Source organism: Chitinophaga qingshengii (genome assembly GCF_014529935.1).
GTDB lineage: Bacteria > Bacteroidota > Bacteroidia > Chitinophagales > Chitinophagaceae > Chitinophaga > Chitinophaga qingshengii.
Genome location: NZ_JACVFC010000001.1, coordinates 1,031,736 through 1,056,904, shown reverse-complemented (window position 1 = coordinate 1,056,904; position 25,169 = coordinate 1,031,736). Strand labels below are relative to the sequence as shown.

Here is a 25,169-nt window from a genome sequence, read left to right as displayed (position 1 = left end):
GGGGGTGGGTCCAATCACCTCCGGTTTTTTATTGGAACAGACAGCCGCACGGTGTTTTAATTGGTTGGCTGGTTGCTTTCGTTGTGAATCATGACATTTTATGGTTGTACAATAATGTTTCTTCCTTGCATATGAAAGTGGATACCTGTTGACTGCAGGCCTTCCAGTACGTCTTCCAGCGGCAGGTTGCGTTGTATTTCGCCCTGGAAGGTGCGGACAGGGATATTCCCTTCGTAGATGGCGTGCACATCGTACCATCTTTCCAGTTGCCGCATGATGGCCGGTATATCGGCATTATGAAAATAGAACTCCCCGTTTTTCCAGGCGATGGCGGCGGAAACATCCGCCTGCCCCACCTGAATATTCCCGTGGGCGATTTGTGCCTGCTGGCCGGGCGCCAGTACACGGGAAGTGTTGCCGGTGTTGACTTTCACCGCACCGCTCACCAGCGTAGCACTGATGGCGGATTCGTTGGCATAGGCGCTGATACAGAAGCTGGTACCCAGCACATCTACGGTGGTGTGGTCATTGACCGTCACCCGGAATGGTTGGTTGGCATTGGTTACGACTTCAAAATAAGCTTCGCCGGTGATGCTGACTTGCCTGTTGCCTTCGCGGAAGGCGGTGGGGTAGGTAATGGAGGAAGCGGCATTAAGCCATACGGCGGTGCCATCCGGGAGCGTTACCCGGAACTGGCCACCGCGGGGAGTCGTCAGTGTATTCAGTGCCGGTGTGGCTACCGGGTCTTGTATATCGTAGCGGAGTTGTCCGTTGTGCTGGTGGATGCTGGCAGCGCCCTGGGCAATCACCTGGCTACCGGTACTGTCGAGCGTGATGGTGGAGCCGTCGGCCAGGGTGAGGGTGGCCTTGCTGCTGCCGGGTACTACCGGCGCCTGCGGCTGGTGTTGGGCCAGGGGCTTAGCGGGACGGATACTTTGCTGGTACCAGGTAGCGCCGGCCAGCAGTGCGATGGCGGCGGCGGCACTCCATTGCCACCAGGTTAACCGGAATCTTTTTGTTGTTGCGGGAGCGAAGTGCCTGCTCCGAAAGGTTTCCCAGGCGGTGTTTACATCGGACCGGGTGTATTGTTGCAGTTTTTCTCCTAACAGCCGGGTATCGTTCCACTGTTCCAGGAAAAAGCGGTTTTCCGGTGAGGCATCCCGCCAGGCACGCAGCTCTTCGGCTTCACCGGCGGTGAGCTGGTCTTGCTGGTGCCGGCTGATCAGGTAGGCGACCCTTTGTAAAAATGTATCCGGTTGTTGGCTGTCTGGAACTCCCAAAGTTGATATTTTACTATAGAAACAACAACTTGTTAAGTTCGATGAAAGAAAAAGACAGAAATTTTGAAATTTTTTTAAAATAGATATGTTCTGATTTGAACTTAAAGGTCACTGCGGAAAACAGGTTGCCCGTCGATGATCATTTGTATCAGCCGTACATCGCCGCCAAAAAGATACTCCTTGTCCAGCAGGGTGGTGGCGGCTTCCGGCAGTAATATATCGTGCCAGTCCGTATAATCAGGCGTGGCAATGGGTTCATCCGGCATAAAGCTAACGGCATGTACGGCGCCCTTTACAAGGGTCTGGTGATCATCTTCTATCCACAACTTAGCATGAAGATCACCGCCGATCGTGATTTCGCCGTGATTGTAAAAACCAAGTAATGTATCTGTTACGGTTACATTCCCTGCTACGTGTATGATGGCGCAACCGGCTACCAGGTTGCGGCAGCGGAGGTTGCCGGCTATCTGCAGAAAACAGGAGTAGGTGTCCAGCTCAAAATCGAAAATGGTATTATCTACCTGCAGATCACTGCGGAATATCATGCCGGCAATATCTTTTTCAAGGTATAAATCGTGCAGGTCCAGCTGCTCATCGGACTGTACGGCGGTTTCAAAAATCAGCACTTTTAATTGACCGGCATATTCTTCCAGCAAATCAAAATCGTAGGGGATACCGGTGGTCAGTCCCTGTTGAATGGCATCATGTAAGGTAACGATGATGGGGTTAGCGTGTTGGAGCATGGTTTTATCCTTTATAGTCATAATATTTCAGCAATGTCAGGTACAGTGGCAGTAAGGGCAGTACCTGATTTTTCAGTACGCTGCTGCGCAGCAGTTTAAGCGCCCGCAGTTTCTGGGTACGGACGGTATTATAGGAAATGTTGAGCGCTGTAGCGATCTCTTCATTTTTCCTGCCTTCGAGGTAACCCATCTTAAACACGCGCCGGCATTGCGTGGGCAGTTGTTCAATGGCGTTGTACAGGTGTTGCAGTAGTTCTGTTTCCGCCAGCAGCGGGTCAAAGCCGGCAGGGGCGGGGACGGTTTGTGCTTCCTGGTGATAGAGGAATTCCTGTTCCCTTTCCGATAGTCTGTTTTGTTGTTTCAAATAATTGAGGCAGGCATTGCGGGTAGCAATAAACAGGAAAGCCTTGATGCTGGCGGTGCTTTGAAAGTCGCCCCGTTTGTCCCATAGTTTGGAAAAGACTTCCTGCACCAGGTCTTCCGCCGCATGGGTATGTGCAATGATGGAGCCGGCAAAATAACACAAGGCCTGGTAATGCCAGTCAAACAGCTGCCGGAAAACCTGTTCGTCTCCTGCCGCCAGTTGCTGTATGAATGCATCCTCGTTGTTATACTGATCTCCCATCCCTTGGTCCTGCTATAAAATTGAACCATAAAAATACTGAAAACAATCACCAATTACTAATCATTGGTAATTCGGATTTGTTTTGAGTATATTGGTTGCCATGAATTACCGTTATCTGCTCTTATGCTGTCTGATGGCTTGTATGGCCTGTGCTTCCCGTCCGTATACCGTCATCAATAAAGGTATTGGTGGTAATAGTACCAGCGATCTGCTGTTGAGAGCAGAGAAAGATGTGATAACCCTGAAACCCGATCTGGTAGTGATGATGGCCGGTACCAATGATATGGTCAATTCTCAGAAGTTACTTCCCTTTACACAGTACGATATACAGTATCGTAAGCTGGTGCAGCGTCTCCGGCAGCATGGGGCGACAGTGGTGCTCATGACTTCCCTGCCGGTAGATACGGGGTATCTCTTTCAGCGCCACCAACGTACTTTGTACGATATTGATCCCAATCAGCGGATAGACAGTGCTGTTGCGATTGTAAAAGCTATCGCCGCTGCTGAAAAAGTGTATTGCCTCGATCTCCACGATATTTTTTTACGCCGGGGTGAGCCTCAAAGATCGGCAGCTTCGCTGATCATCAATGCGGCCAATATGGGCCGGGAAGATGGTATTCACCCTACTGCTGCCGGTTACCGGCTGATGGCGGAACAACTGTATGCCTACCTGAAGCAGCATCGCCTGCTGCGCAAACATCATCGTATCCTGTGTTTCGGTGATAGCATTACCTATGGCGCCTTTATGGAAGGCGCGGGTACCGATACCGGATATTGTTATCCTGCGGTGTTGAAACGTTTGTTGAATAAGGATTAAGAGAGAGGAAACGAGTCCGAAGATTTTCGGTTGCCAGTGTGCGCGGTGATCCGGGGACGAGGTCTTATTTCTGTTACTTGATAAGTTTAAGATTTTTATTACCCGCCCTTTTGTTTTGTTTTTAAAAAAATTAAATAATTATGGCTTTATTAATTAAAACAATTACTATATTGGGCCTTATCAAGTCGGTTATATTATAAAGTGGATTTCTTTCGGCCAGAAATTTTATAAATAAACAACCAAAATTCTACGCACGTTCTGATGAAACTAAAGCTACTGGTCACCAGCTGCTGGCTGTTGCTATGCCATTTTGCCTATGCTGGTCATGGCCACACATTAATATTCTGTGGTTCTGTAGAGAACGATTTATATCGCCTGCTGCAAAAGGAGGCATTCCCATTGCGGCTGGCCGGTACGGTTGCGGAGGGCGTACATGCCGCTGCCAAAGGGGATGCGCTTATCATCGTAGCGGATGGTTATCCGGCGGTCAGAACAAATATCCCCGCTGCACTATTACAGGCGGCCCGTCGGAAACAGCTGCGGATATATATGGAATATCCGCAGGCGGTGGCCGGACTGGATATCACCGGAGATACGCTGCACACACAACTGGAACGTGGTGTGGTGACGACTACCGCATTTGGCAGTGAGCTGAAACCAATGAGCATCCTGGGCATTAATGATTGTTATCTGGTACCGGTCAAAGCGGATAGTCCGCTGATAGTACTGGCTAAAGTAGCGGGGCTGGACCAGGCAGCCTATGGAATCAGCGACGTACCCACTTTTCCGTTATTATTCCGGCATGATAATATGTTGTTGGCGGCCACTAAAATGACCAACTTCGCAACCGGCCGTTATGGTCCGGACAATGCCTGGAAAGCAGTATGGGCTTACATTCTTACCTGGCTCACGGGCAGGGAAGTAACGGCTTTTCAGCACTGGCCGGCGGATGTAACGCCAATGTATACACGCTCGGAAAAATTGCCGGCCAATGCACAGGCAGAAAGTATCCGGAAAGGGGTGGAGTGGTTTTCGAAGGCACGTTTCTTTATTCATCCCGATTGGAAAGACCAATGGAAAAAATATCAAAGTGATGGCCGCAACCCGGTAGGCCCGCCACTGCCGGCAGATGCAGCAAACGGGAACGGTTTGCTCGGCCTCCTGGAAGGACATGCTTCCCGCATTAGTTACAACGGTCAGCAGCAATACCGGTACTGGCTTCGTGCAGATGTACAGGGAGAAGCGGCCTATGCACTGGCTGCGGCCGGCAAATACCTGCACAATGCCGACGATCTGCAACGCGCTGCTAACCTGATCGACTTCGTCTTCAACGTATCCAACCTCCGCGCACAGGAACGAAATAAACCCGGTAGCGCCAGCTACGGTCTGCTCGGATGGTCTGATACACATCCCTACGTTTATTACGGCGATGATAACGCCCGCGCTATTCTCGGTATGCTCGGCGCTTCCGCTTATCTCGGTACAGACAAATGGGACCTGCAGATCGTGGAAAATATTCTCGCCAACTTCAGAACGACCGGCAAAAACGGCTTCCGCTCCGACCGGATAGAAGACAAAGCGCTCCAACAGCATGGCTGGCAATACTATCAACAACGCGATGTGATCAATCCGGCGCCGCATTTCGAATCCTGGATGTGGGCGCTCTATCTGTGGCTATACGAAAAAACAGGTTACCAGCCCCTGCTGGAAAAAACGAAAACGGCTATACGAATAACGATGGAAGCCTATCCCGCACAGTGGAAATGGACCAACGGTATACAACAGGAACGCGCCCGTATGGTGCTGCCGCTGGCATGGCTGGTAAGAGTGGAAGATACACCGGAACACCGCCGCTGGCTTGATACGCTGGTACGGGAACTGCTGCGCAACCAGGACGCCTGCGGCGCTATCCGGGAAGAATTGGGCAGTGGTAAAGGCAAATTTGGCCGCACGCTCAGTAATAAAGACTATGGGCTGCATGAAGCGCCGCTTATTTTCGCCAATGGTGATCCTATTGCAGATATGCTCTACACCAGCAACTTCGCCTTTTTTAGTCTTAACGAAGCTGCCCATGCAACCGGCAATGGAGAATATAAGGCGGCTGTCGGCAAGCTGGCTGACTTCCTCACCCGTATCCAGGTGAAAAGCGAACAACACCGGGACCTGGACGGGGCCTGGTTCCGTGCATTTGAATTTAACCGCTGGGAATACTGGGCTTCCAATGCTGATGTAGGCTGGGGCGCCTGGAATACGCTCACCGGCTGGACACAGAGCTGGATAGTGGCTACACAGGTGCTCACCGCACAGCAGCAAAATTTTTGGGACCTTACCCGGCAGTCAGCTGTGAAAACAAAAATGCCATCTGTCATCAACCATATGTTTAGACAATAAAAAGGATCAAACAATACCTGTAATCGGCTTCACCGGCGCAGTCGGCCGGTCATCAACCAACTATCTGTTTCAAGCATTTTTATCAATCAAAATTCGTTTTGTATGGGAAAATTTACCCGTCACTGGCGATTAAGCAGCTTATTGTTGCTGCTGCTCGCCATCCTGCAACAACCACATGCCTACGCACAAAAAAGTTATCTGTTCAAAGGCCGTGTGAAAGACAAAGACGGTACCCCGCTGATAGGGGTCAACGTAGTCATGAAAGGCACCACTAAAGGCGGTACCACCAACGCAAACGGTGACTTCCAGTTCGCCGGTACTACGGAAACGGCTACACTTGTTTTTTCTTTTGTCGGATATAAAACACAGGAGCTGGAGGCGGTCAGTCAACGCGAAGTCAACATCTTCCTGGAATCTTCCAACAAACAAATCGGTGAAGTAGTGGTGGTCGGTTACGGCACACAGAAAAAAGTAAACCTCACCGGTGCTGTATCTGTCATCGATGGTAAAACCATGAATACCCGCTCTGTGGCCTCTGCCTCGCTGGCTTTACAGGGCGCGGCGCCCGGCGTAACGGTGACCCAGCAGTCCGGTGTACCGGGCGGCGACGGCGGTACTATCCGTATCCGCGGTATCGGTTCTATCAACGCGGGCCAGAATCCGCTGGTGCTCATCGATAACGTTGAAATGAGTCTCGATGCGATCGATCCTAATAATATCGCCAGCATCTCCGTGCTGAAGGACGCTGCTGCAGCGGCTATCTACGGTTCCCGCGCAGCCAACGGCGTTATACTCATCACGACCAAACGGGGTATCAGCGGCGTGAGTGTTGCCTACAACGGATATGTGGCTAAACAGACTCCCTCCACGCTGCCGAAAAAAGTCAACGGCCTCGATCACATGAAATACTGGGACATCGCTCAGGCGAACAGCGGGCTGCCACCAGCTTTCACACAGCAGATCGCCGACTATGAAAAAATGGGCCCGGATAATTTTGCCCGCTTTAATACGGATTGGGAAGACCTGATACTGGTTAACAACGGTATCATGCATAACCACAACCTGAGCCTTTCTGCCGGCAGTGAAAAAATTAAAGTATACGGCTCCGGCGGATACCTGGACCAGAACGGTCTTACCGCCAACACCAATTTCAAACGCCTGGACCTGCGTTTTAATACAGACATTGCTATCACCAATAAATTATCTGCTGCTGCCGATGTGGTGGTCAACAGAACAGAACGTAACTGGCCCGGACAATCCAACCCGCAAAGTATTATCCGCGGTATGATTGGCCTGCCGGCTATCGCACCCGGACGGTTCAATACCGGCGAATGGGGCGAAGGATGGTCCAACCTGAACCCGGCGGCACAAGCGCTGGATGGTGGCTGGGACAAACGGGTGACCGATTCCCGTATCCTCACCGGTACGCTGACCTACAAACCCATTAAAGGTATGGAATTGCTGGCCAGCTACAGCTCTAATACCGCTAACGGACACGCCCGCACGCTGGTAGAACAATACAAATACTATGTACCCGATCTGGCTAATAATCAACTGTTGTTTTCCAAGAACTGGCCGGCCAATAACTCCCTGGCTGATAATAGCTCACAAACCACCCGTAACGTATTCCGCTCGCAGGCCAGTTATAACCAGAGCATAGGACAACACAGCTTTAAGGTGCTGGGCGGTTTCACCACCGAACTGTTTAAAACCAGCTATGTCAACGCACAACGTCAGAACCTGCTCTCTACTAAACTGCCCTATCTGGATGCGGCAGATCCGCTGGGTCAAACCATGTCAGGTTCCCAAAGCGAATATGCGATGGCATCTGCCTATTCGAGGATCAATTACAGCTACAAGGATAAATATCTGCTGGAACTCAACGGCCGCTTCGATGCATCCTCCCGCTTCCGGAAAGAAAACTGGTGGAAACTGTTCCCGTCCGTGTCTGCCGGCTGGCGCATCTCTGAAGAGAACTTCTGGAAAGCTATCAGTCATGTGATCAATAGTGCCAAGATCAGAGGCTCTTATGGTTCCCTTGGTAACCAGGACCTGGTGGTAAATGGTGTGCCTAATTACTATCCTACCTATGCCATGTATGGCAGTGGTGGTTCGTTTGATTATTATTTCAACAATGTCGTAAACGCCGGCTATGGGCTGAGTACTGCAGCTAATCCTTTTATCCGTTGGGAAACATCTAAAATACTGGATGCCGGTATCGATTTTACCGCACTCAACGATCACCTGACGGTAACAGCAGATTACTTTAAACGGAACATTACGGATATGCTGCAACTCGATGGGGTACCGGCGTATGTAGGGCTGGGTGCACCTTTCGTGAATATCGGTTCTATGCGCAATACGGGCTGGGAACTGGGCATCGGCTGGAAAGATCGTGCCGGTGAATTTACCTATGCTGTACAGGCCAATCTTTCTGATGTGAAAAATGAAGTGGTCAGCCTTGGCGGTAAAGAATATATCAATGGTTCACTGATCATGCGGGAAGGTTATCCGCTGAATTCCTATTTTGGTTATCAGGCACTGGGCTTCTTCCAGTCACAGGAGGAAGTGGACCACGCGCCTTTCCACTTTGCCAACACGAAACCCGGCGATATCCGCTATGCAGATATCGGCGGTCCCGATGGTAAACCGGATGGTAAAATAGATGCTTATGACCGTGTGGTGTTGGGTAATTCCTTCCCCCGTTATGAATACAGTCTGTCTCTCAATGGCCAGTACAAAGGTTTTGATCTGAATATCTTCTTTCAGGGGGTAGGTAAACGGAATAACTATATGTCCGGTACAGGTGCACAACCGTTCTATTCTGCCAGTTTCCAGGGTACTATCTTCCAGCATCAAACAGATGCATGGTCCCCGGAGAATCCGAATGCGGCTTACCCCAGGCTGACCAACAACGCTATTGCCAACAACTACGTCACCTCGTCTTTCTGGATGCGTTCCGGTGCTTATATGCGCCTGAAAAACGTGGTACTGGGCTATACGTTGCCCAAGTCGCTGACCAGCAAAGCCAGGCTGCGCTCCGTGCGGGTTTACGCCAGTGGCCAGAACCTGTTCACCGTGGATAAATTCTTCCCCGGCTTCGACGTGGAACAGACAAATACCGCGGGAGAATACTACCCGATCATGAAAACCTACACCATCGGTCTTAACGTAAACTTCTAAGCCATGAGAAAACTTTTCTATAGCATCATTGGTTGCACTTTTTTCCTGGCAGGTATGTCAGGTTGTAATAAATTCCTGGACCGGCAGCCGCTGAGCGCACCGGCAACAGGCACCTTCCTGAACAATGAAAATGAAATCAACGTATCGCTGACAGCAGTATACGGATCGGTTAAATGGGAGTTTGGTACCGTGCCTTATCAATCCGGTACCGATGGCTGGACCGACATCGCCATTCTCCGTGCCAACGAGCTGGGAGAAGGTACCTTCGATACCTATAACACACATCCGCAAACGATCTGGAAGTTCGCCTATACCACCATCCAGCGTGCCAACACCATGCTGGACGGCATGGTGAAAGCCAAGCCCAATGTAACGCCGGCCATCTATAGCCGCATGGAAGCAGAAGCCCGTGTACTGCGTGCCTGGGCTTATTTTTACCTGGCCTTTATGTTCGGTGATGCACCGCTGATCACCAAACCGCTGCAGCCGAGTGAGTTTTACAATCAGCTGCGGACACCTAAACAGGACATCGTTAAATTCATCTACAATGAGTTGGACGAAGCTGCCAAATCGCTCGACTGGGCGCCCTCTGTGAGAGGCCGGGTCAGCAAATCCCTGGCCCTTGGCCTGAAAGCCCGTACCGCTTTGAACAACAAAGACTACGCCGTAGCTGCCGATGCGGCCAAATTGGTCATCGACAACGCAGGGCTCTCGCTCAACCCGCGTTTCCAGGACCTGTTTACCCGCAGCGGACAGAAGCCCAATGCCGGTAATGAAATCATGTTTGAGATTTTTTATACAGATGCCCTCGCCAGCTCTTTCACCTACCTGCCGCTGGGCAACGCCTCCCGCGCCGCCGGTGGCCAGTCGGGCCGTTTCCCGACACAGCGCCTGGTGGATATGTTTGAATGTACCGATGGTAAAAGAATCGATGAATCCACTAAGTACGATCCATTGCATCCTTCCAAAAACCGCGACCTGCGCCTGAAATACACCGTGTCTTTGCCGGGGGATACGCTGATGATGAATAATACCACGTTTGTATATGACATCTACAGCGATAAGACTTCCTTTAAAAATGCAGATGGCACCTGGTCTGTAAAAGGCAATGCCGATTATGACAACGCTTTTGGTCCCAATAAAAGCGGTGTGGGTTACCTGTGGACCAAATACACCATGACGGATGAAAACGTGTTCCTTTCCCGCGTGAGCTTCATCCTGATGCGGTATGCTGAAGTACTGCTGACCTACGCAGAAGCCAAAATAGAACTGGGACAGCTCGATGGTACTGTTACTGCCGCTATCAATAAGGTAAGACAAAGGGCCGGGCAACCACCGGTAGCTACCGAAATACAGGGCAACCAGCTGGAAATGCGTAAACTGATCCGTCGTGAACGTACCGTGGAATTGGCCATAGAAGGTTTCCGCTGGTTCGATATCCGTCGCTGGAACGTTGCCAGCCTCGTGATGCCGGGTAAAGTAGTGGGTATCGCTTTAAATCCCGCTGCCATGCCGCCGGTACCGAATTTCAAAACAACCGCCGAAACAGATCTGAACAGCATTCCAGATTACAGCGGCCAGCTGGACCTGCGCAAGACCCGTGAAACCCGCTTCTGGACTGATAAGCTGATGCTGATGCCCGTACCGCAATCGGAAAGGGATATTAACAGGGGGCTGACGCAGAACACAGGCTGGTAACTATGATGAACATGATTATGTTTGATTACGCTGATTCGGGGAGATAGTAGTTTGTTGAATATGTTTTGTTGATGAGTTTTAAGGAGGATTACTTGTGGGGATGATGACCAGCCAATGATTAAATAGCTAAATGAAAAAATAATTAAATGACATGATGAAACGGAGGAACTTTTTAGAGATGCTGGCGCTCACAGGAGGCGCAGTGGTTGCGCAGCCTGCATTGGGGCTGGCACAGGAAAAGAAACCGAAAGGGAAGGGAAAGGGCAAAGCGAAACCGGAAACCATTACTGCCGACCTGGTGATAGCCGGTGGCGGACTGGGAGGCGTGGCCGCAGCTTTGGCGGCATTGCACAACAACCAGACAGTGGTGCTCACCGAAGAAACAGATTGGATCGGCGGACAGCTGACCCAACAGGCCGTTCCGCCGGATGAGCATCCATGGATTGAAACGCATGGCGCACCTGCCCGCTATCGTGAACTGAGAAACCGTATCCGTGAATACTATGTGCGCAACTATCCGCTCACTGCCGATGCCCGGCAACGGCCTCACCTGAACCCAGGTGACGGCTCGGTGTCCAGGCTCTGTCACGAGCCTCGTGTGGCATTGGCCGTGATGTTGGACATGCTCGCGCCTTTTATCAGCAACGGCCGCCTGGTGCTGCTCACCGAACACAAAGTAGAACGTGCCAACGTATCAGGTAACAAAGTGCTGTCACTCGTAGCGCAGGACCTGCGCCATGACCGGGAGGTGATCCTGCAGGGCAGCTACTTTGCCGATGCCACGGAAATGGGCGATCTGCTGCCGCTGACCGGCACCGAGTTTGTCACCGGTACCGAATCCAAACAGGATACCGGGGAACTGCACGCACCCGAAAAACGTGATCCGGAAAACAACCAGGCCTTTACCGTTTGTTTCGCGCTGGATTATGTGCCCGGCGGTAACTTTGTCATCGAAAAGCCAGCGGAGTATGAGTTCTGGCGGAACCATGTACCCCGGCTCACGCCGGCCTGGTCGGGTAAACAGCTGGACCTGCATTATTCCGATCCGCGTACCCTGGCGCCCAAGCTGCTGGGCTTTCACCCCGAAGGAGTGCCCACCGGCAATACGCTGAATCTTTGGAACTACCGCCGTATCATCAACAAAGACAATTTTGAGGCAGGTACCTATAAAGGCGGCGCTACCATCGTGAACTGGCCGCAGAATGATTATATGCTGGGTAACCTGATCGGCGCCAGCCCGGAGCAGTTCCGGCATCATGTGGAAAGGGCCAAACAGCTCAACCTGTCGCTGATCTACTGGCTGCAAACCGAAGCGCCCCGTCCCGACGGGGGTAAAGGATGGCCCGGTATCCGCCTGCGCAAGGATATGATGGGTACCGCCGATGGGATGGCTAAATACCCCTATATCCGCGAAGCCCGGCGTATCAAAGCCGTGTTTACTATCCTGGAAGAACATGTAGGCGCCGAACAACGGGCACAGCAAACGGGTCAAACGCAAAAAAATACCGCTGCAAAGTTCCATGACAGCGTTGGCGTGGGGTATTACCACATCGATTTGCATCCTACCTGCGGTGGCAATAACTATGTTGACTTTGGCTCTTTGCCCTACCAGATCCCGCTGGGAGCCTTGTTACCCAAACGAATGGAAAACCTGTTGCCGGCCAATAAAAATATTGGCACCACCCATATTACCAACGGCTGCTACCGTCTTCATCCGACAGAATGGGGCATTGGCGAAGCGGTGGGCCTGCTGGTGGCTTTTGCCCGGAGCAAAAATGTAACGCCCCGGCTGGTGCGGGAAAACACTTCACTGTTAGCTGAATTTCAGGATTATATCCGCGCCCGTGGCGTGGAAACAGACTGGCCGTAACATTTACGGATTTTTTGATTTTGAGATTTTTTGATTTGACCCAATCTGGAAAGCTGTCTCTGATATTTGAGGCAGCTTTTCCTTTTTAGGCCGGTGAATCCCGGGGAATAGAATCCTCAATCCCCGAAATCCGAAAATCACAAAATCCGAAAATCTCCAAATTGTTATATATTGTTTCCGGAATGAAAATCAGTAATACGCTGTGAAATTACAGGAGGACAGGATACTTTTTTCGCGGATTGCAGGTGGGGATGAAGCAGCTTTTCGTATACTGTATCATCGTTATAATGCAGTACTGGTAGCCTCTGTACGGAAATTACTCCGTTCAGAAGAAGCGGCTGCGGAGGTATTACAGGAAGTATTCCTGAAAGTATGGCAGTTGCGTCATACGCTGGAAGATATCGAGAATCCGGCCGGCTGGATGTATACCATCGCCTCCAATTATTCCCTTTCTGCCCTCAGAAAAATTGCCCGTGAAAAAATCCGGGTAGAAGCCATCACACACGATGAAATAGAAGATAACCAGGATATGACAGCCGGTTTCCATGTAAAGGAACTACAGCTGCATATCCGCAATGCTATTGCCCAGCTGCCGGCCTCCCGCCGGGAAGTATTTATTTTGAATACCCAGGAAGGCAAGTCGCGCAAAGAGATCGCGGAAGCGCTGGATATTTCGGAACATACGGTCAAAAACCAGCTGGTAACCGCCCGGAAGTTCATCCGGGAATACCTGGAAAAATATACGGGCGACTGTCTGCCATTGTTCCTGGTAGGGGTGTTGTTAAGAATTTTTTAATTTTTTTTCAGACGGCATAGTACACCCGGAATTTTTATGCGTCTAGTCAGTTAAAAGCGGGGATCTATAGTGGAAGCCAAAGAATATTACAGGTTTTTGTTGCAGCGGTATCACGCTGGCATCGCCACAGCGGCAGAGGAGGAAGAGCTGTTTGCCGAATTGGGTAAACAGTCCGACGACGCGGAATGGGTGGCGTTGCTCAATGAATTACACGCCCATACACCAGCCGACCCGCAGTACAATCCGGCACAATATGAACCGGTAGTACAATATATTTTACGGCAGCAGGAGCAGGGCCGTGTTCGTCCTATGCGGCGTATGCGCCAATGGGCGGCTGCTGCGGCAGTATTGATACTGGCAGCAGCGGGCAGTTACCGGTTGTTGCACAACCGGAAACCGGCGCCTGCAGCAACTGTGGCGGTAGCCGCAGATGTACAGCCGGGCAAAAACGGCGCTATCCTTACGCTGGCCAACGGTCAGCAGGTGGTGCTCGATAACCGCGATGATGGCCTGATCAGCAGTGCACAAGGCGCTACGGTGATCTTAAAAAACGGACAGGTAGAATATCAGGCATCCGGTAGCGGTGACCCTGTCAGCAATACACTGCACACGCCCAGAGGCCGTAAGTTCAGAATGCAGTTGCCCGATGGTACGCTGGTATGGCTGAATGCCGCCAGCTCTCTCACTTTCCCCACCGCCTTCACCGGCGCGGAGCGAAAAGTGGAACTGACCGGGGAAGCATATTTTGAAGTCACCAAAGGGAAAGCACCTTTTGTGGTAACACTGGGTAAACAGGCTTCTGTCACCGTGTTGGGTACTCATTTTAATATCAGTTCCTACAGCGACGATCCGGGTATTACCACCACCTTGCTGCAAGGGGCGGTAAAGGTGAATATGGCGGAACATGCCAGTGTGCTGAAACCCGGACAACAGTTGTTGTTTGAAAAAGCAGCAGGAACGGTGACGCTGGATAAACAAGCCGATACCTCGGCGGTCATGGCCTGGAAAAATGGCGTCCTTAATTTCCAGGATAAGAAATTAACCACCGTGATGGCTATCATCGCACGCTGGTACGATATAGAAGTAACTTATACATCTACGCCGCCCGACATTACTTTTGTAGGAGAGATCGGCAGTGATGTGAATCTTTCGAGTGTATTGACTTTTTTAAAGGAGTCAGGAGTAGCATTCCAACTGAAGAACAGAGAATTAATTATAGGGAAACTGTAACAATGAAAAAATAAACATCAACCAGTCGTTATGCCCATTAGAAGGGGCGTTATGCAAAAACAGTGAACAACAATTTCAGATATCAGCTTTCATGCCTGCCTGTAATAGAAAACCGAAAGTGTTTCGACCCACTTTCGGCTGAATGGTTATAGTCATGCAAAAAAAGTAAAGTGTTCCAGAACATTATTTTTTACAAGCCAAACCGCTGCAAAGTTATGCAAAAAACTGCTCTTTGCGACCAGGCGTGCTATGTCCCTGTGCCAACAGGTAGCCGTAGCCATCGATGGTTGCCAACCAAAATGTTGTTAGTTATGAAGCTGACCTTTTTTCTTCTCACCACTGTGATGTTGCACGCCAGCGCCGCGGGATACGCGCAGCTGATTTCCTGGTCGGGCAGGAATGTGCCGGTGGAGAAAATCTTCGGTGTGATACGGCAGCAATCCGGTTACACGATCGTTGCCAGCAGGGACGTGCTCCGCAATGCCCGTCCGGTGACTGTTTCCGTAGAGAATATGCCGGTGGCGGAATTCCTTGAACTGGTGTTTAAAGACCAGCCGCTGAAGTATGTCATTGAAAACAAATCCATCTTTATTTCTCCTAAAACAACTACCCATGTTGCTCCGGCCATTACGATGGAAGCGGCGGCACCGCTGGATATCAAAGGCAGGGTTACCGACGAAACCGGTAGCCCGCTGCCCGGCGTATCCGTGCGGGTGAAAGGCTCATCCCTGGGTACCTCCACCGGCAACGACGGGAGCTTTTCCCTGCGTACGCCCACGGATGGACCGGTGGTATTACAATTTACCTACCTGGGTATGGCCCCGCAGGAAGTAACCGTTACTTCCAGCACTACACTCAGCATTACCATGAAAATGCTGGTAGAGCAACAGAACGAAGTGGTGGTAGTTGGCTATGGTACCAAAAAACGCAGCGATGTAACGGGTTCTATTTCTTCCGTACCTGCCGAACGACTTAAAAACCTGCCGGTGACCAACGTATTGCAAGCCATACAAGGTTCTGCAGCCGGTATCAATATTGTGAACAACACCAGCAAACCAGGCAGTGCGCCGGCGTTTTATCTCCGTGGTGTTAAATCCATCAATGCCAGCAATGCCCCACTGATTGTACTGGACGGTGTGCCCTTCGGCGGTACCTATAACGACATCAACCCTAATGACATCGCTTCCATCGATGTACTGAAAGATGTTTCCGCTTCGGCTATCTATGGCGCCCGTGGCGCCAACGGCGTGATTATGATCACTACTAAAAGAGGCAAGTCCGGTAAACCGGTCATCTCGTATAACGGTTATGCCGGCCCCGAATTTCAATCGAATGTAATGAAGAACATGAACGGGGAGCAATACCGTACCAAAAACCACTGGTACAACATCCAGGCGGGCCGCCCTACAGCGCCGGATCTGCCTTATCTCACCGAACAACAGAACTTCGCCAACGGGGCGCCTGAAGTGAACTGGCAGAAGGAAATCAGCCAGCAGGGCTATATCCACAGCCATGAACTGAGCATATCCGGTGGTACCGATAACGTCAGATATTATGTATCCGGCACCTACCTCAAACAAGGCGGTACCATTAAAGGTTTCCAGTATAACCGCGCCAGTATCCGCGCTAATATAGACGCGAACGTTACTTCCTGGCTGAAAACCGGGTTAAACATGTTCCTCGTCAACAATAACAACGACGGTGGTAAAGCCACCCTGTTCGATGCTAACGCGTTGAGCCCATACGGTTCGCTCTACAATGCCAAAGGCGATTATGAAGTGTATCCGATTGCGCCGCAAACATTGTATCAAAGCCCGCTGGTGAACCTGTACGATCCAGGTTTGAACCGCAGCAAAAATATGGTGACCAGTGGTTATGCGGAAGTAGCGCCTAATTTCCTGAAAGGCCTGAAATACCGTATCAACGGCTCTTATGGTTACCGGCCGCTCCGCACCGCCAGCTACACCGGCCGCAAAAGCGGCGACCTGCTGGGTTCTGCAGAAGTATACAACGAAGAGAACAAACAGTGGATCGTGGAAAACCTGTTGAGCTATGCGACCAACATCAAAAAACATGCGCTCGATTTCACCGCGTTGTACAGTGCCCAACAGGATGAGCTGTTCTCTACCAAACTGAAAGCCAATTCCTTTATCAACGATAACCTGGATTTCAACAACCTCACCGCCGGTCAGGTACAGAAAACAGAATCCCGTTATTCCAAAGGGAGCCTGTTATCACAGATGTTCCGCGCCAACTATGTATATGACAGCCGTTACCTGTTCACCGCTACTATCCGCCGTGACGGTTTCTCCGGCTTCGGCAGCAATAACAAATACGGTGTATTCCCATCCGTAGCTGTAGGCTGGAACATCCACAACGAAAAATTCATGACCGATCTCGCACCGGTGATCTCCCAACTGAAGCTGCGCGCTTCCTACGGTAAATCCGGTAACCAGGCCATCGGCGCCTATCAGACGCTGACACGCATGAACACGGTGCAATACATTTACGATGGTATTACTACCATCGGTGTGGTACCCGATACACTCGGTAACCCCAACCTGAAATGGGAAACAACCAAAGGACTGAACGTAGGCGTGGACTTCTCCCTGTGGAATAACCGCCTGAGTGGTACTATCGAGGCCTATAGCAACAATACCTATGACCTGCTGCTCAGCAGAAAAATCCCTGCTATCAGCGGTTATACTTCCGTGTTCGACAACATCGGCAAAACCGCCAACAAAGGCCTGGAAATATTGCTCAACAGCCGTAACATCCAGTCTGATAATTTCACCTGGCAGACATCTTTCAATATCTCCTTTAATAAAAACAAAGTAGTAGCCCTCTATGGAGATAATAAAGATGATATTGGTAATAACCTGTTCATCGGTAAACCACTGTATGGCATATACGATTACACCATGATCGGTATCTGGCAGGAAGGAGAGGATATGAAGGTTGATCCGGGCGCTAAACCAGGTTACATCAAATTCCTGGACCGCGACGGCAGCGGCAAAATTGACGCTGCGGACCGTTCCTATCTGGGTACACAACTGCCGAAATACATCGCCGGTTTGACGAACACCTTCACGTACAAAAACATCTCCCTGAATATCTTCATCCAGGATGTACATGGGCAGCTGCGTCCCAACAATATCCTCGATATCCGTGACCAGGGAGGTACCGTGAACCTGCCGGCTGATCTGCCTTACTGGACTTCAGAAAATAAAATCAATACCAATCCATCACTGGCATACAACAATCCCAAAGGATATAAGTATGCGCAGGATGCTTCTTTTATCCGCATTAAAGACGTGACGCTGAGCTATACATTCGATAAAAAAATGCTGGAACGCCGTAAGATCGGTAACCTGATGATGTATGTGAGCGGCCGTAACCTGGGTACTTTCACCAGGTGGCTGGGATGGGACCCGGAAACAGCACCGTCGGGCTTTACTTCTGTCACCTCCAAACTGAACAATGGTCAGGGTGGCGGACAACAGAGCTCGGACTTCTATCCGCTGTCGGCTACAATTGTGTTTGGTGTTAACATCAGTCTGTAATTTTAAAAATGTAAGACAATGAAAAAATCATCTTATATATACGGTATCCTGTTGGCCGGCCTGGTGATCACCGGGGGCACGTCCTGCAGTAAACACTTCCTTGATGAAGAATTAAAATCCAAATATGCACCAGACAATACGCTGGTAGATGAACTGGGCTTCGAAGCCGCCAGTACTGGTTTGCAAAGTATTATGCGTAATGACTATGGTAACATACAGAGTCTGTTGGCTACTTTTTATGTAGGCACCGACATGGCTATTACCGGTCAGGCTGCTGCAATACAGGTACCTTATGAAGATTACCGTAATCTCAATCCGCAAACGGGCTCCCTGTCTTCCATCTGGAACTGGAACTACAAAGTGATCAATGCTGCCAATAATATTATTGCAGCTGCGGCTAATCCTAAAGCATCGCTCACCCAGCAACAGCGCGATTTCTACAAGGCGGAGGCCAGCTTTTTCCGTGCCTATGCGTATAACCAGTTGTCTATCCTGTTTGGTGGCGTGCCCATCATCAAAGAGCCGGTAACCGTACCGCGTACGGATTATACCCGTGCTGCTGAAGCGGACGTGATACAGTTTATGATTGATGATCTCACTTTTGCAGAAAAGAACCTGCCCGATCCGGCCAACGTAAAAAAACAGGGCCGTATCAATAAGTTCGCTGCTTCGCAGTTGCTGGCAGAAGCGCTGTTGCGTGCCAATAAACCTGCTGACGCAGAAGCCGCTGCCAAAAGAGTGATCGACAGTAAATTTTTCAATCTCGTTACTGCCCGTTATGGTGTAAAAGCAGCACAGCCCGGCGATCCTTTCGCGGATATGTTTATCTACGGTAACATGCGCCGCAGCCAGGGTAATACAGAAGCTATCTGGGTGATAGAGCAGCAATACAATGTTCCCGGTGGCGGCTCTACTGAATTTGACCAGCGTCGTCGTGAGTGGGGACCTTTCTACGTCAACGTGGCGGGGATGAAAGTCGCCGATTCCCTCGGTGGCCGCGGTATTGGCAGGATCAGACCTACTAACTGGTGGACTTACGAGCTGTATGAAAAAACAGACATGCGTAACTCACCGTACAACATTCGCCGTACTTATTATTACAACGATCCTGCTTCTCCGAAGTATGGTCAGCAGGTAGTGGTGACCGGATTTGATACCATTCAGAACATCTATGCACATACCACCAAGTGGTATGAGTTCCAGCCACAGGACATACAAGGGGCGCAGGATTATAAAGACAGGATACAGATGCGCCTGGGCGAAACCTACCTGCTGCTGGCAGAAGCCCAGTTGCTGCAAGGCCGCCTGGACGATGCTGCTGCCAGTATCAACGTAATCCGTGGCCGTGCCCATGCTACGCCGGTACAGGCTGCCCAGGTAACCATGGACTACATCCTGGATGAAAGAGCGAGGGAACTCACCGCAGAAGAGCTGAGAAGACTGACCCTGGTGCGTACCAAAAAACTGGTGGACCGTGTACGGAAGTACAATCCGAAAACGGCGCCTACCATCAGCGATTTCAATATACACCTGCCGATCCCGCAATCTGAAATCGATGTCAACAAAGATGCGGTGCTGACGCAGAACGATGGTTACCAGAAATAAATTTACATGATGAAGAAATTCTCTATAACCGCCATCCTGTGCGCAACCCTGTTTTTACAGGGCTACGCGCAGGATGGCCGTAAAGTACAGTCTTTTAACGATGGCTGGTCTTTCCGTAAAGGTGCGCTTACAACCGATAAAGACCAGCCGGATACCGGCTGGGTAAATATAACGGTACCGCATACCTGGAATAACCAGGATATGCAGGAAGGTAAAAACTTTTATGCCGGCGAAGCCTGCTACCGTAAAGTGTTTACCGTAGATCCGCAATTAAAGGGTAAACGCCTGTTCCTGCGTTTTGAAGGCGTAGGCTCTGTCGCCAGTTTGTATGTCAACAACCGGTTGATCGGCGAACACAAAGGTTCCTATTCTGCTTTCTGTTATGAGATCACCCATTCCGTGAAGTATGGCGCTGAAAATACCATTGTGGTGAAAGCCAATAACAGCGCCCGGGAAGATGTGTTGCCTATCAACCATTTCCTGTTTGGTATCTTCGGTGGTATCTACCGGCCGGTTAGTTTAATCGTTACCAACGATATCAATATCTCCACCACCGACTATGCATCGCCTGGCATCTATATCCGTCAAAGCGATGTCAGTGCACAAAAAGCGGCGATCAACGTCACGGCTAAAATCGAAAACAAACAACTGCATCATAAAGACATCGTGGTGCAAACCGTGATCAAAGATCAGCAAGGCAAGCAGGTGGCCATCAACAGTAAAAAAATCAATGTCAGCCCGCAGGGCATTAATATCATCCGGCAGGACCTGCAGGTGAACCGTCCGCATTTGTGGAACGGCCTGAAAGACCCTTACCTGTATTCGCTGACCACCACGGTTATCGTGGATGGTAAAGCACTGGATGCCGTGACGCAACCACTGGGTATCCGTCGTTTTGAAGTGGTGCCCGGCAAAGGTTTTTTCCTGAATGGTCAGCCGTATATTATGCACGGCGTTACCCGTCACCAGGAATGGCAGGACTGCGGCAACGCGCTCAGCAACGCCCAACACAAGGCCGACCTGGACATGATCCGTGAAATAGGCGCTACCACGATTCGTTTTGCCCACTACCAGCAGGCGGAGTACCTGTATTCCCGCTGTGATAGTATGGGTTTTGTGATCTGGGCAGAAATACCTTTTGTCAACAACGCTTCCGGTAAAGAAGGCGATAATGCCAAACAGCAACTGACAGAACTGATCCGGCAGAACTTCAACCACCCGTCTGTTTACGTGTGGGGCCTGCACAATGAAGTGTATGCCAAAACACCCGATGAACATGTGGCGGTGCTCACCCGTCAACTGAATGATGTGGCTAAAACAGAAGATCCTGACCGTTATACCACTGCGGTGAGCGGTTATGGCGAGATGGACCGTCCCGCTAACCTGGCTGCCGATATACAGGGCATTAATCGTTACTATGGCTGGTATGAAGGAAAGATCGGAGACCTGGAAGGCTGGGTAAAAGGACTGGAACAAAAATATCCGGATTATAAACTGATGCTGACCGAGTATGGAGCTGATGGTAATATCAACCAACACACCGATACGCTGTCCACGCATTTTAACCCGGTAAGCGGGCAGTTTTTCCCGGAAACCTATCAAACCGCCACGCATGTGAAGCAATGGGCTATTATCGAGCAGCATCCGTATATAGCGGCTTCCTATTTGTGGAATACCTTTGAGTTTGCGGTACCCATGTGGAACAGGGGAGGTGTGAATGCCCGCAACCTGAAAGGACTGATTACCTACGACCGTAAGCAGAAAAAAGACGCTTTCTATTGGTACAAAGCCAACTGGAATCCGGAGCCGATGATCTATATCGCGGAACGCCGCAACAACATTCGTCAGAAAGCCAGCGTACAGGTAGAAGTATTCAGTAATATGGATCACGTTACCATTTCCGTGAATGGAGGCAAGCCGCTGCCCGGCAAAACCGGCGCCAACAAAAAAGATTTCCTGTTCGATCATGTTACCCTGCAACCGGGTGTGAACACCATTATTGCCACCGGTATACAGCAGGGCAAAACACTGACCGACACTATCACCTGGACATTACAGACTTCATCGTTATGAATAAAACGTTTACCGGCCTGCTGGCCGCTGCCTGCTGCAGTTTGATGATGCAGGCTACCGCACAAACCCAACCGCCTAAGAAAGATACGATCGCATTGCAACATGGTGCGCATCGCATCGGCAACCGTACAGACGCTGATATGGCCCGCTGGCGGTCGCTCCGCTTCGGACAGTTCATTCACTGGGGTGTATATGCCATCGCCGGCGGTGAATGGAATGGTAAGGTCTATAACGGCGCCGCGGAATGGATACGCTCCTGGAAAGAGATGCCACATGAGGAATATGATAAACTGTACCGTCAGTTTAACCCGGTGAATTTCAACCCGCAGCAGTGGGCTTCCCAGGCGAAGGATATGGGTGCGAAGTATATGATCATTACCACCAAACACCACGACGGTTTTTGCCTCTGGCCCAGCAAATATTCCAAATATAATATCGCCGCTTCCCCCTGGAAAAAAGACCTGCTGGGACCGATGATCGATGCCTACAACAAAGCCGGAATCGACGTATATCTCTATTTCTCCATCATTGACTGGAATCATCCGGACTACCGGCCTTCTCTGAAGAACGCCGCCGATTCCGCTGCCGGAAAACGTTTCCAGGTGTTCGTCAAAAATCAGTTGGCGGAACTGCTGCAACGTTATCCTACTATTAAAGGATTCTGGTTCGACGGTACCTGGGACGCGTCCTGGAAAAACGACGGCGCTTTCACGGACGAACTGGAACAGTACCTGCAATCCATCCACCCCGGACTGGTGATGGGTAGCCGCTTACGTGCCGATGAAAAAGGCGCCCGCCACTTCGATTCCAACGGCCGCTTGATGGGCGATTATGAACAAGGATGGGAAAGAAAACTCCCCGAAAAAATCGAAGATGTGCATGGCAACGACTGGGAAGCAGTCATGACCGTACCGGAAAACCAATGGGGCTACCATGCCAAATGGATGGGACATGTGAAGTCGGCCAACGAAATCCTGGAGATGCTGGTGAAAAGCGTTTCCCTCAACGGCAACTTCGTACTCAACTTCGGTCCCAAAGCCGACGGCACCTTCCGCAAAGAAGAACAGGACCTGATGACCAACATCGGCGCCTGGATGAAAGTGAATGGCGACGCTATTTATAACGGCACCTATGCCGGTTTTGAAAAACAGGATTGGGGTTATTATATCCGCAAAACCGGTACCGACAGCGTATACATGGTAGTGTTCAATATGCCCGTTTCCGGTAATCTCCGGGTGAAAATGCCTGCCCGTACCTACCTGACAGGTGTTTCCATGCTGCAAAATAATGTTCCGCTCACACCTGAACTGATCGGCAGAGAAGAGTATTTCCTGCGTCTGCCCAACAAACAGTCGGACGTTCCGGTGGTCATCCTGCTAAAAACAAGTACAAAAGAGGGGAATAAAGAAGGAGGAAATTTCGAGAAAGCCAAAACATAACTGTGATGGCCATGATTATCGCTGATTAGCGAAGATATATGCGGAGATTGAAATAATTGCTGAAAAGGCTGACCAAACGGTCAGCCTTTTCAGTTTTAATGAGTTAAAGATGATCTTCGGTTCGATCTTTGCTAATCAGCGAAACCCTTGATAATCATGGCTATCAGCGTTCCCTGGGATAACCGTAACCGTTATTTTATGTCCTCCTCTCAACACATCCACCAATACTTTCCGTCCAATCTGTTTTTCTGTGAGTTGCTGATGCATATCATCCACCGTAGCCACCGGTATGTTATCGAAGGCCACGATGATATCGCCGGTATGTAACTGGCTGTTATCATAATTCCCATCGGGAACGGTTTCAAAAACGTATACACCGGTTTCGGCAGTAAGTTTATTGGCCGCGATCATACGGTGGGTGAGTTTCACGGGTTGGGCGGCGATGCCGAGTTGGGCGCGTCTTACTTTGCCGTGAAGAATGAGCTGGCCGGCTATCTGGGCGGCGAGATTGGAGGAGATGGCGAAACAGAGTCCCTGTGCAGCGGGGATCATGGCGGTGTTAACGCCGATGATTTGTCCCTGGGAGTTGACCAGCGGTCCGCCGCTGTTGCCGGGATTGAGTGCGGCATCTGTTTGGATCACGTTATCGATAAGCCTGCCGTTGCTGGCGCGGAGGGTGCGGCCCAATGCACTTACCACGCCGGCAGTAACGGTGTATTGCAGGCCCATGGGATTACCGATGGCGATAGCGATCTGGCCTACCTGTAACGCTGACGAATCCGCGAAAGACATGGCTTTTAGCCCGGTCTCATCAATCTTGAGCACGGCAATATCGGTAGAAGGGTCGGCGCCCTTTATTTCTGCGTTGACTTTCCTGCCGTCAACAAAAGAAACCCGGATGCTGGTTGCCTTTTCAATCACGTGATTGTTCGTGATAATAAAGCCGTCGGAAGAAATGATGAAGCCCGATCCCGAGCCGCCTTGTGTTTTCCGTTCCGGGTTGCGTCTGTCATTGACAGGACGTTGTACTTCAATGTGTACGACTGATTCGGCGACCGTGCCTACCACACCGGTAACCGTTTGAGAATATGCATCCAGTAAACCGGCGTCGTTTACCGGATGATGAGTTAAAAAAGTGAGTGCATTTTCCATAATGGCAAGGCGCTCAAATATGTATCCAGATTAAAATTCCGCCGTTTTGGCAATATACGCCGGCGGTGGCTGCCAGGTTGGTCAGGAGTACTGTCAACTTTACTGTTTTCCGTTATGGGAATAGAGTACCCAATAGAAGCCGTATTTGTCTTTCAGTGCGCCTATTTTGCCGGCGAAAAAATCATGTATAGGCCGGGTGCGTTCGCCGCCGGCGGATAGTTTTTCAAAAGCTTCTTCCAGCTCTGCAGCACTATCACAGGTGAGACTGATGCTGATGTTATTACCGGCAGGGTTTTCACCCATATCGGAGGCCAGCAACAGTAATGGTCCTTTGGTGATACTGGAGTGCAACACATGATCCTGTTTATGGGCGGGCCAGTCATTGGCCATAGGAGATTCCTTTACTGTCTGAAGGAACAGCTCGCCGCCGAGGCAGGAATGATAGAACTTCATCGCCTCGGCACATTTTCCGTCGAAATTGAGGTATACATTAATCTGTGACATAACATGCTTTTAAGCAAAACTATTGTAAGTACAGATAATGCTTCAGGGGGCGTTGCGACAATTTTGGGGGAAGATTACGACCATTGTGTTATAAAAGACAAAGCAGCTTTCCCAAAGCTCTTTTGCCCGAATACTAACCCGAATATTAATCAGATGTTAAAATTAGCAAGCGTTTAAAGATAATATTTTATTTCCCAATT

General features: G+C 50.3%; 16 protein-coding genes. 11 read left to right on the top strand and 5 right to left on the bottom strand.

The annotated features are described in order from the left end of the window. Positions 1-98: 98 nt before the first annotated feature. From ICL07_RS03740 to ICL07_RS03730, 3 genes are all read right to left on the bottom strand, one after another. Positions 99-1,280 (bottom strand): FecR family protein, encoded by a 1,182-nt coding sequence (locus ICL07_RS03740; RefSeq protein ID WP_188086597.1) that lies wholly within the window; start codon positions 1,278-1,280, stop codon positions 99-101. A gap of 101 nt (positions 1,281-1,381) precedes the next feature. Next, positions 1,382-2,044: a hypothetical protein gene (locus ICL07_RS03735; protein ID WP_188086596.1), complete on the bottom strand. Its 663-nt coding sequence runs from the start codon at positions 2,042-2,044 to the stop codon at positions 1,382-1,384. Next, positions 2,028-2,648: an RNA polymerase sigma-70 factor gene (locus ICL07_RS03730; RefSeq protein ID WP_188086595.1), complete on the bottom strand. Its 621-nt coding sequence runs from the start codon at positions 2,646-2,648 to the stop codon at positions 2,028-2,030. The genes ICL07_RS03735 and ICL07_RS03730 overlap by 17 nt, the downstream gene beginning before the upstream one ends. A 100-nt stretch (positions 2,649-2,748) precedes the next feature. Between ICL07_RS03730 and ICL07_RS03725 the strand changes: the two genes are divergently transcribed. The 11 genes from ICL07_RS03725 to ICL07_RS03675 all read left to right on the top strand — a co-directional run bounded on the left by ICL07_RS03725 (position 2,749) and on the right by ICL07_RS03675 (position 23,313). Next, positions 2,749-3,465: an SGNH/GDSL hydrolase family protein gene (locus tag ICL07_RS03725; protein ID WP_188086594.1), complete on the top strand. Its 717-nt coding sequence runs from the start codon at positions 2,749-2,751 to the stop codon at positions 3,463-3,465. A gap of 261 nt (positions 3,466-3,726) precedes the next feature. Then, positions 3,727-5,856, top strand: a complete 2,130-nt coding sequence (locus ICL07_RS03720; protein WP_246484971.1) for a hypothetical protein — start codon at positions 3,727-3,729, stop codon at positions 5,854-5,856. 102 nt (positions 5,857-5,958) lie between these two features. Continuing rightward, positions 5,959-9,039, top strand: coding sequence for a SusC/RagA family TonB-linked outer membrane protein (locus tag ICL07_RS03715; protein ID WP_188086593.1), 3,081 nt, complete (start codon positions 5,959-5,961; stop codon positions 9,037-9,039). A 3-nt stretch (positions 9,040-9,042) separates the two neighbouring features. Beyond that, positions 9,043-10,737: a RagB/SusD family nutrient uptake outer membrane protein gene (locus ICL07_RS03710; protein WP_188086592.1), complete on the top strand. Its 1,695-nt coding sequence runs from the start codon at positions 9,043-9,045 to the stop codon at positions 10,735-10,737. A 151-nt stretch (positions 10,738-10,888) separates the two neighbouring features. Next, entirely contained in the window at positions 10,889-12,607 is a 1,719-nt protein-coding gene (locus ICL07_RS03705) for an FAD-dependent oxidoreductase (RefSeq protein WP_246484970.1), read from the top strand. A 202-nt stretch (positions 12,608-12,809) separates the two neighbouring features. Further along, positions 12,810-13,403 (top strand): RNA polymerase sigma-70 factor, encoded by a 594-nt coding sequence (locus tag ICL07_RS03700; RefSeq protein WP_188086591.1) that lies wholly within the window; start codon positions 12,810-12,812, stop codon positions 13,401-13,403. Positions 13,404-13,472: 69 nt separating this feature from the next. After that, positions 13,473-14,633: a FecR domain-containing protein gene (locus ICL07_RS32360; protein ID WP_188086590.1), complete on the top strand. Its 1,161-nt coding sequence runs from the start codon at positions 13,473-13,475 to the stop codon at positions 14,631-14,633. A gap of 311 nt (positions 14,634-14,944) precedes the next feature. Next, complete coding sequence (locus tag ICL07_RS03690; protein ID WP_188086589.1) at positions 14,945-18,196, top strand: TonB-dependent receptor; 3,252 nt, start codon at positions 14,945-14,947, stop codon at positions 18,194-18,196. Between the two features lie 18 nt (positions 18,197-18,214). Beyond that, on the top strand, positions 18,215-19,801 hold the full coding sequence (locus ICL07_RS03685; protein ID WP_188086588.1) for a RagB/SusD family nutrient uptake outer membrane protein: 1,587 nt from the start codon (positions 18,215-18,217) through the stop codon (positions 19,799-19,801). A 6-nt stretch (positions 19,802-19,807) separates the two neighbouring features. Next, a complete protein-coding gene (locus tag ICL07_RS03680) occupies positions 19,808-21,874 on the top strand; it encodes a glycoside hydrolase family 2 protein (protein WP_188086587.1) in 2,067 nt (688 codons plus the stop codon). Beyond that, complete coding sequence (locus ICL07_RS03675) at positions 21,871-23,313, top strand: alpha-L-fucosidase (RefSeq protein WP_188086586.1); 1,443 nt, start codon at positions 21,871-21,873, stop codon at positions 23,311-23,313. Before ICL07_RS03680 ends, ICL07_RS03675 begins: the two co-directional genes overlap by 4 nt. 135 nt (positions 23,314-23,448) lie before the next feature. Here ICL07_RS03675 and ICL07_RS03670 read toward each other — a convergent pair whose 3' ends face one another. Both ICL07_RS03670 and ICL07_RS03665 read right to left on the bottom strand, forming a co-directional pair. Continuing rightward, on the bottom strand, positions 23,449-24,465 hold the full coding sequence (locus ICL07_RS03670) for a S1C family serine protease (RefSeq protein WP_188086585.1): 1,017 nt from the start codon (positions 24,463-24,465) through the stop codon (positions 23,449-23,451). Positions 24,466-24,564: 99 nt separating this feature from the next. Beyond that, the gene (locus ICL07_RS03665; protein ID WP_188086584.1) at positions 24,565-24,969 is read right to left on the bottom strand and encodes a VOC family protein; all 405 of its coding nucleotides are present in this window, start codon (positions 24,967-24,969) and stop codon (positions 24,565-24,567) included. Between the last annotated feature and the right edge of the window lie 200 nt (positions 24,970-25,169).

Bases quoted from the DNA above. Each gene is read 5' to 3' on its own strand.
- ICL07_RS03730 (WP_188086595.1), bottom strand. From the start codon at position 2,648: ATGGGAGATCAGTATAACAACGAGGATGCATTCATACAGCAACTGGCG.
- ICL07_RS03690 (WP_188086589.1), top strand. From the start codon at position 14,945: ATGAAGCTGACCTTTTTTCTTCTCACCACTGTGATGTTGCACGCCAGC.
- ICL07_RS03705 (WP_246484970.1), top strand. From the start codon at position 10,889: ATGATGAAACGGAGGAACTTTTTAGAGATGCTGGCGCTCACAGGAGGC.
- ICL07_RS03685 (WP_188086588.1), top strand. From the start codon at position 18,215: ATGAAAAAATCATCTTATATATACGGTATCCTGTTGGCCGGCCTGGTG.
- ICL07_RS03680 (WP_188086587.1), top strand. From the start codon at position 19,808: ATGATGAAGAAATTCTCTATAACCGCCATCCTGTGCGCAACCCTGTTT.
- ICL07_RS03715 (WP_188086593.1), top strand. From the start codon at position 5,959: ATGGGAAAATTTACCCGTCACTGGCGATTAAGCAGCTTATTGTTGCTG.
- ICL07_RS03670 (WP_188086585.1), bottom strand. From the start codon at position 24,465: ATGGAAAATGCACTCACTTTTTTAACTCATCATCCGGTAAACGACGCC.
- ICL07_RS03720 (WP_246484971.1), top strand. From the start codon at position 3,727: ATGAAACTAAAGCTACTGGTCACCAGCTGCTGGCTGTTGCTATGCCAT.
- ICL07_RS03710 (WP_188086592.1), top strand. From the start codon at position 9,043: ATGAGAAAACTTTTCTATAGCATCATTGGTTGCACTTTTTTCCTGGCA.
- ICL07_RS03725 (WP_188086594.1), top strand. From the start codon at position 2,749: ATGAATTACCGTTATCTGCTCTTATGCTGTCTGATGGCTTGTATGGCC.
- ICL07_RS03665 (WP_188086584.1), bottom strand. From the start codon at position 24,969: ATGTCACAGATTAATGTATACCTCAATTTCGACGGAAAATGTGCCGAG.
- ICL07_RS03735 (WP_188086596.1), bottom strand. From the start codon at position 2,044: ATGACTATAAAGGATAAAACCATGCTCCAACACGCTAACCCCATCATC.
- ICL07_RS03675 (WP_188086586.1), top strand. From the start codon at position 21,871: ATGAATAAAACGTTTACCGGCCTGCTGGCCGCTGCCTGCTGCAGTTTG.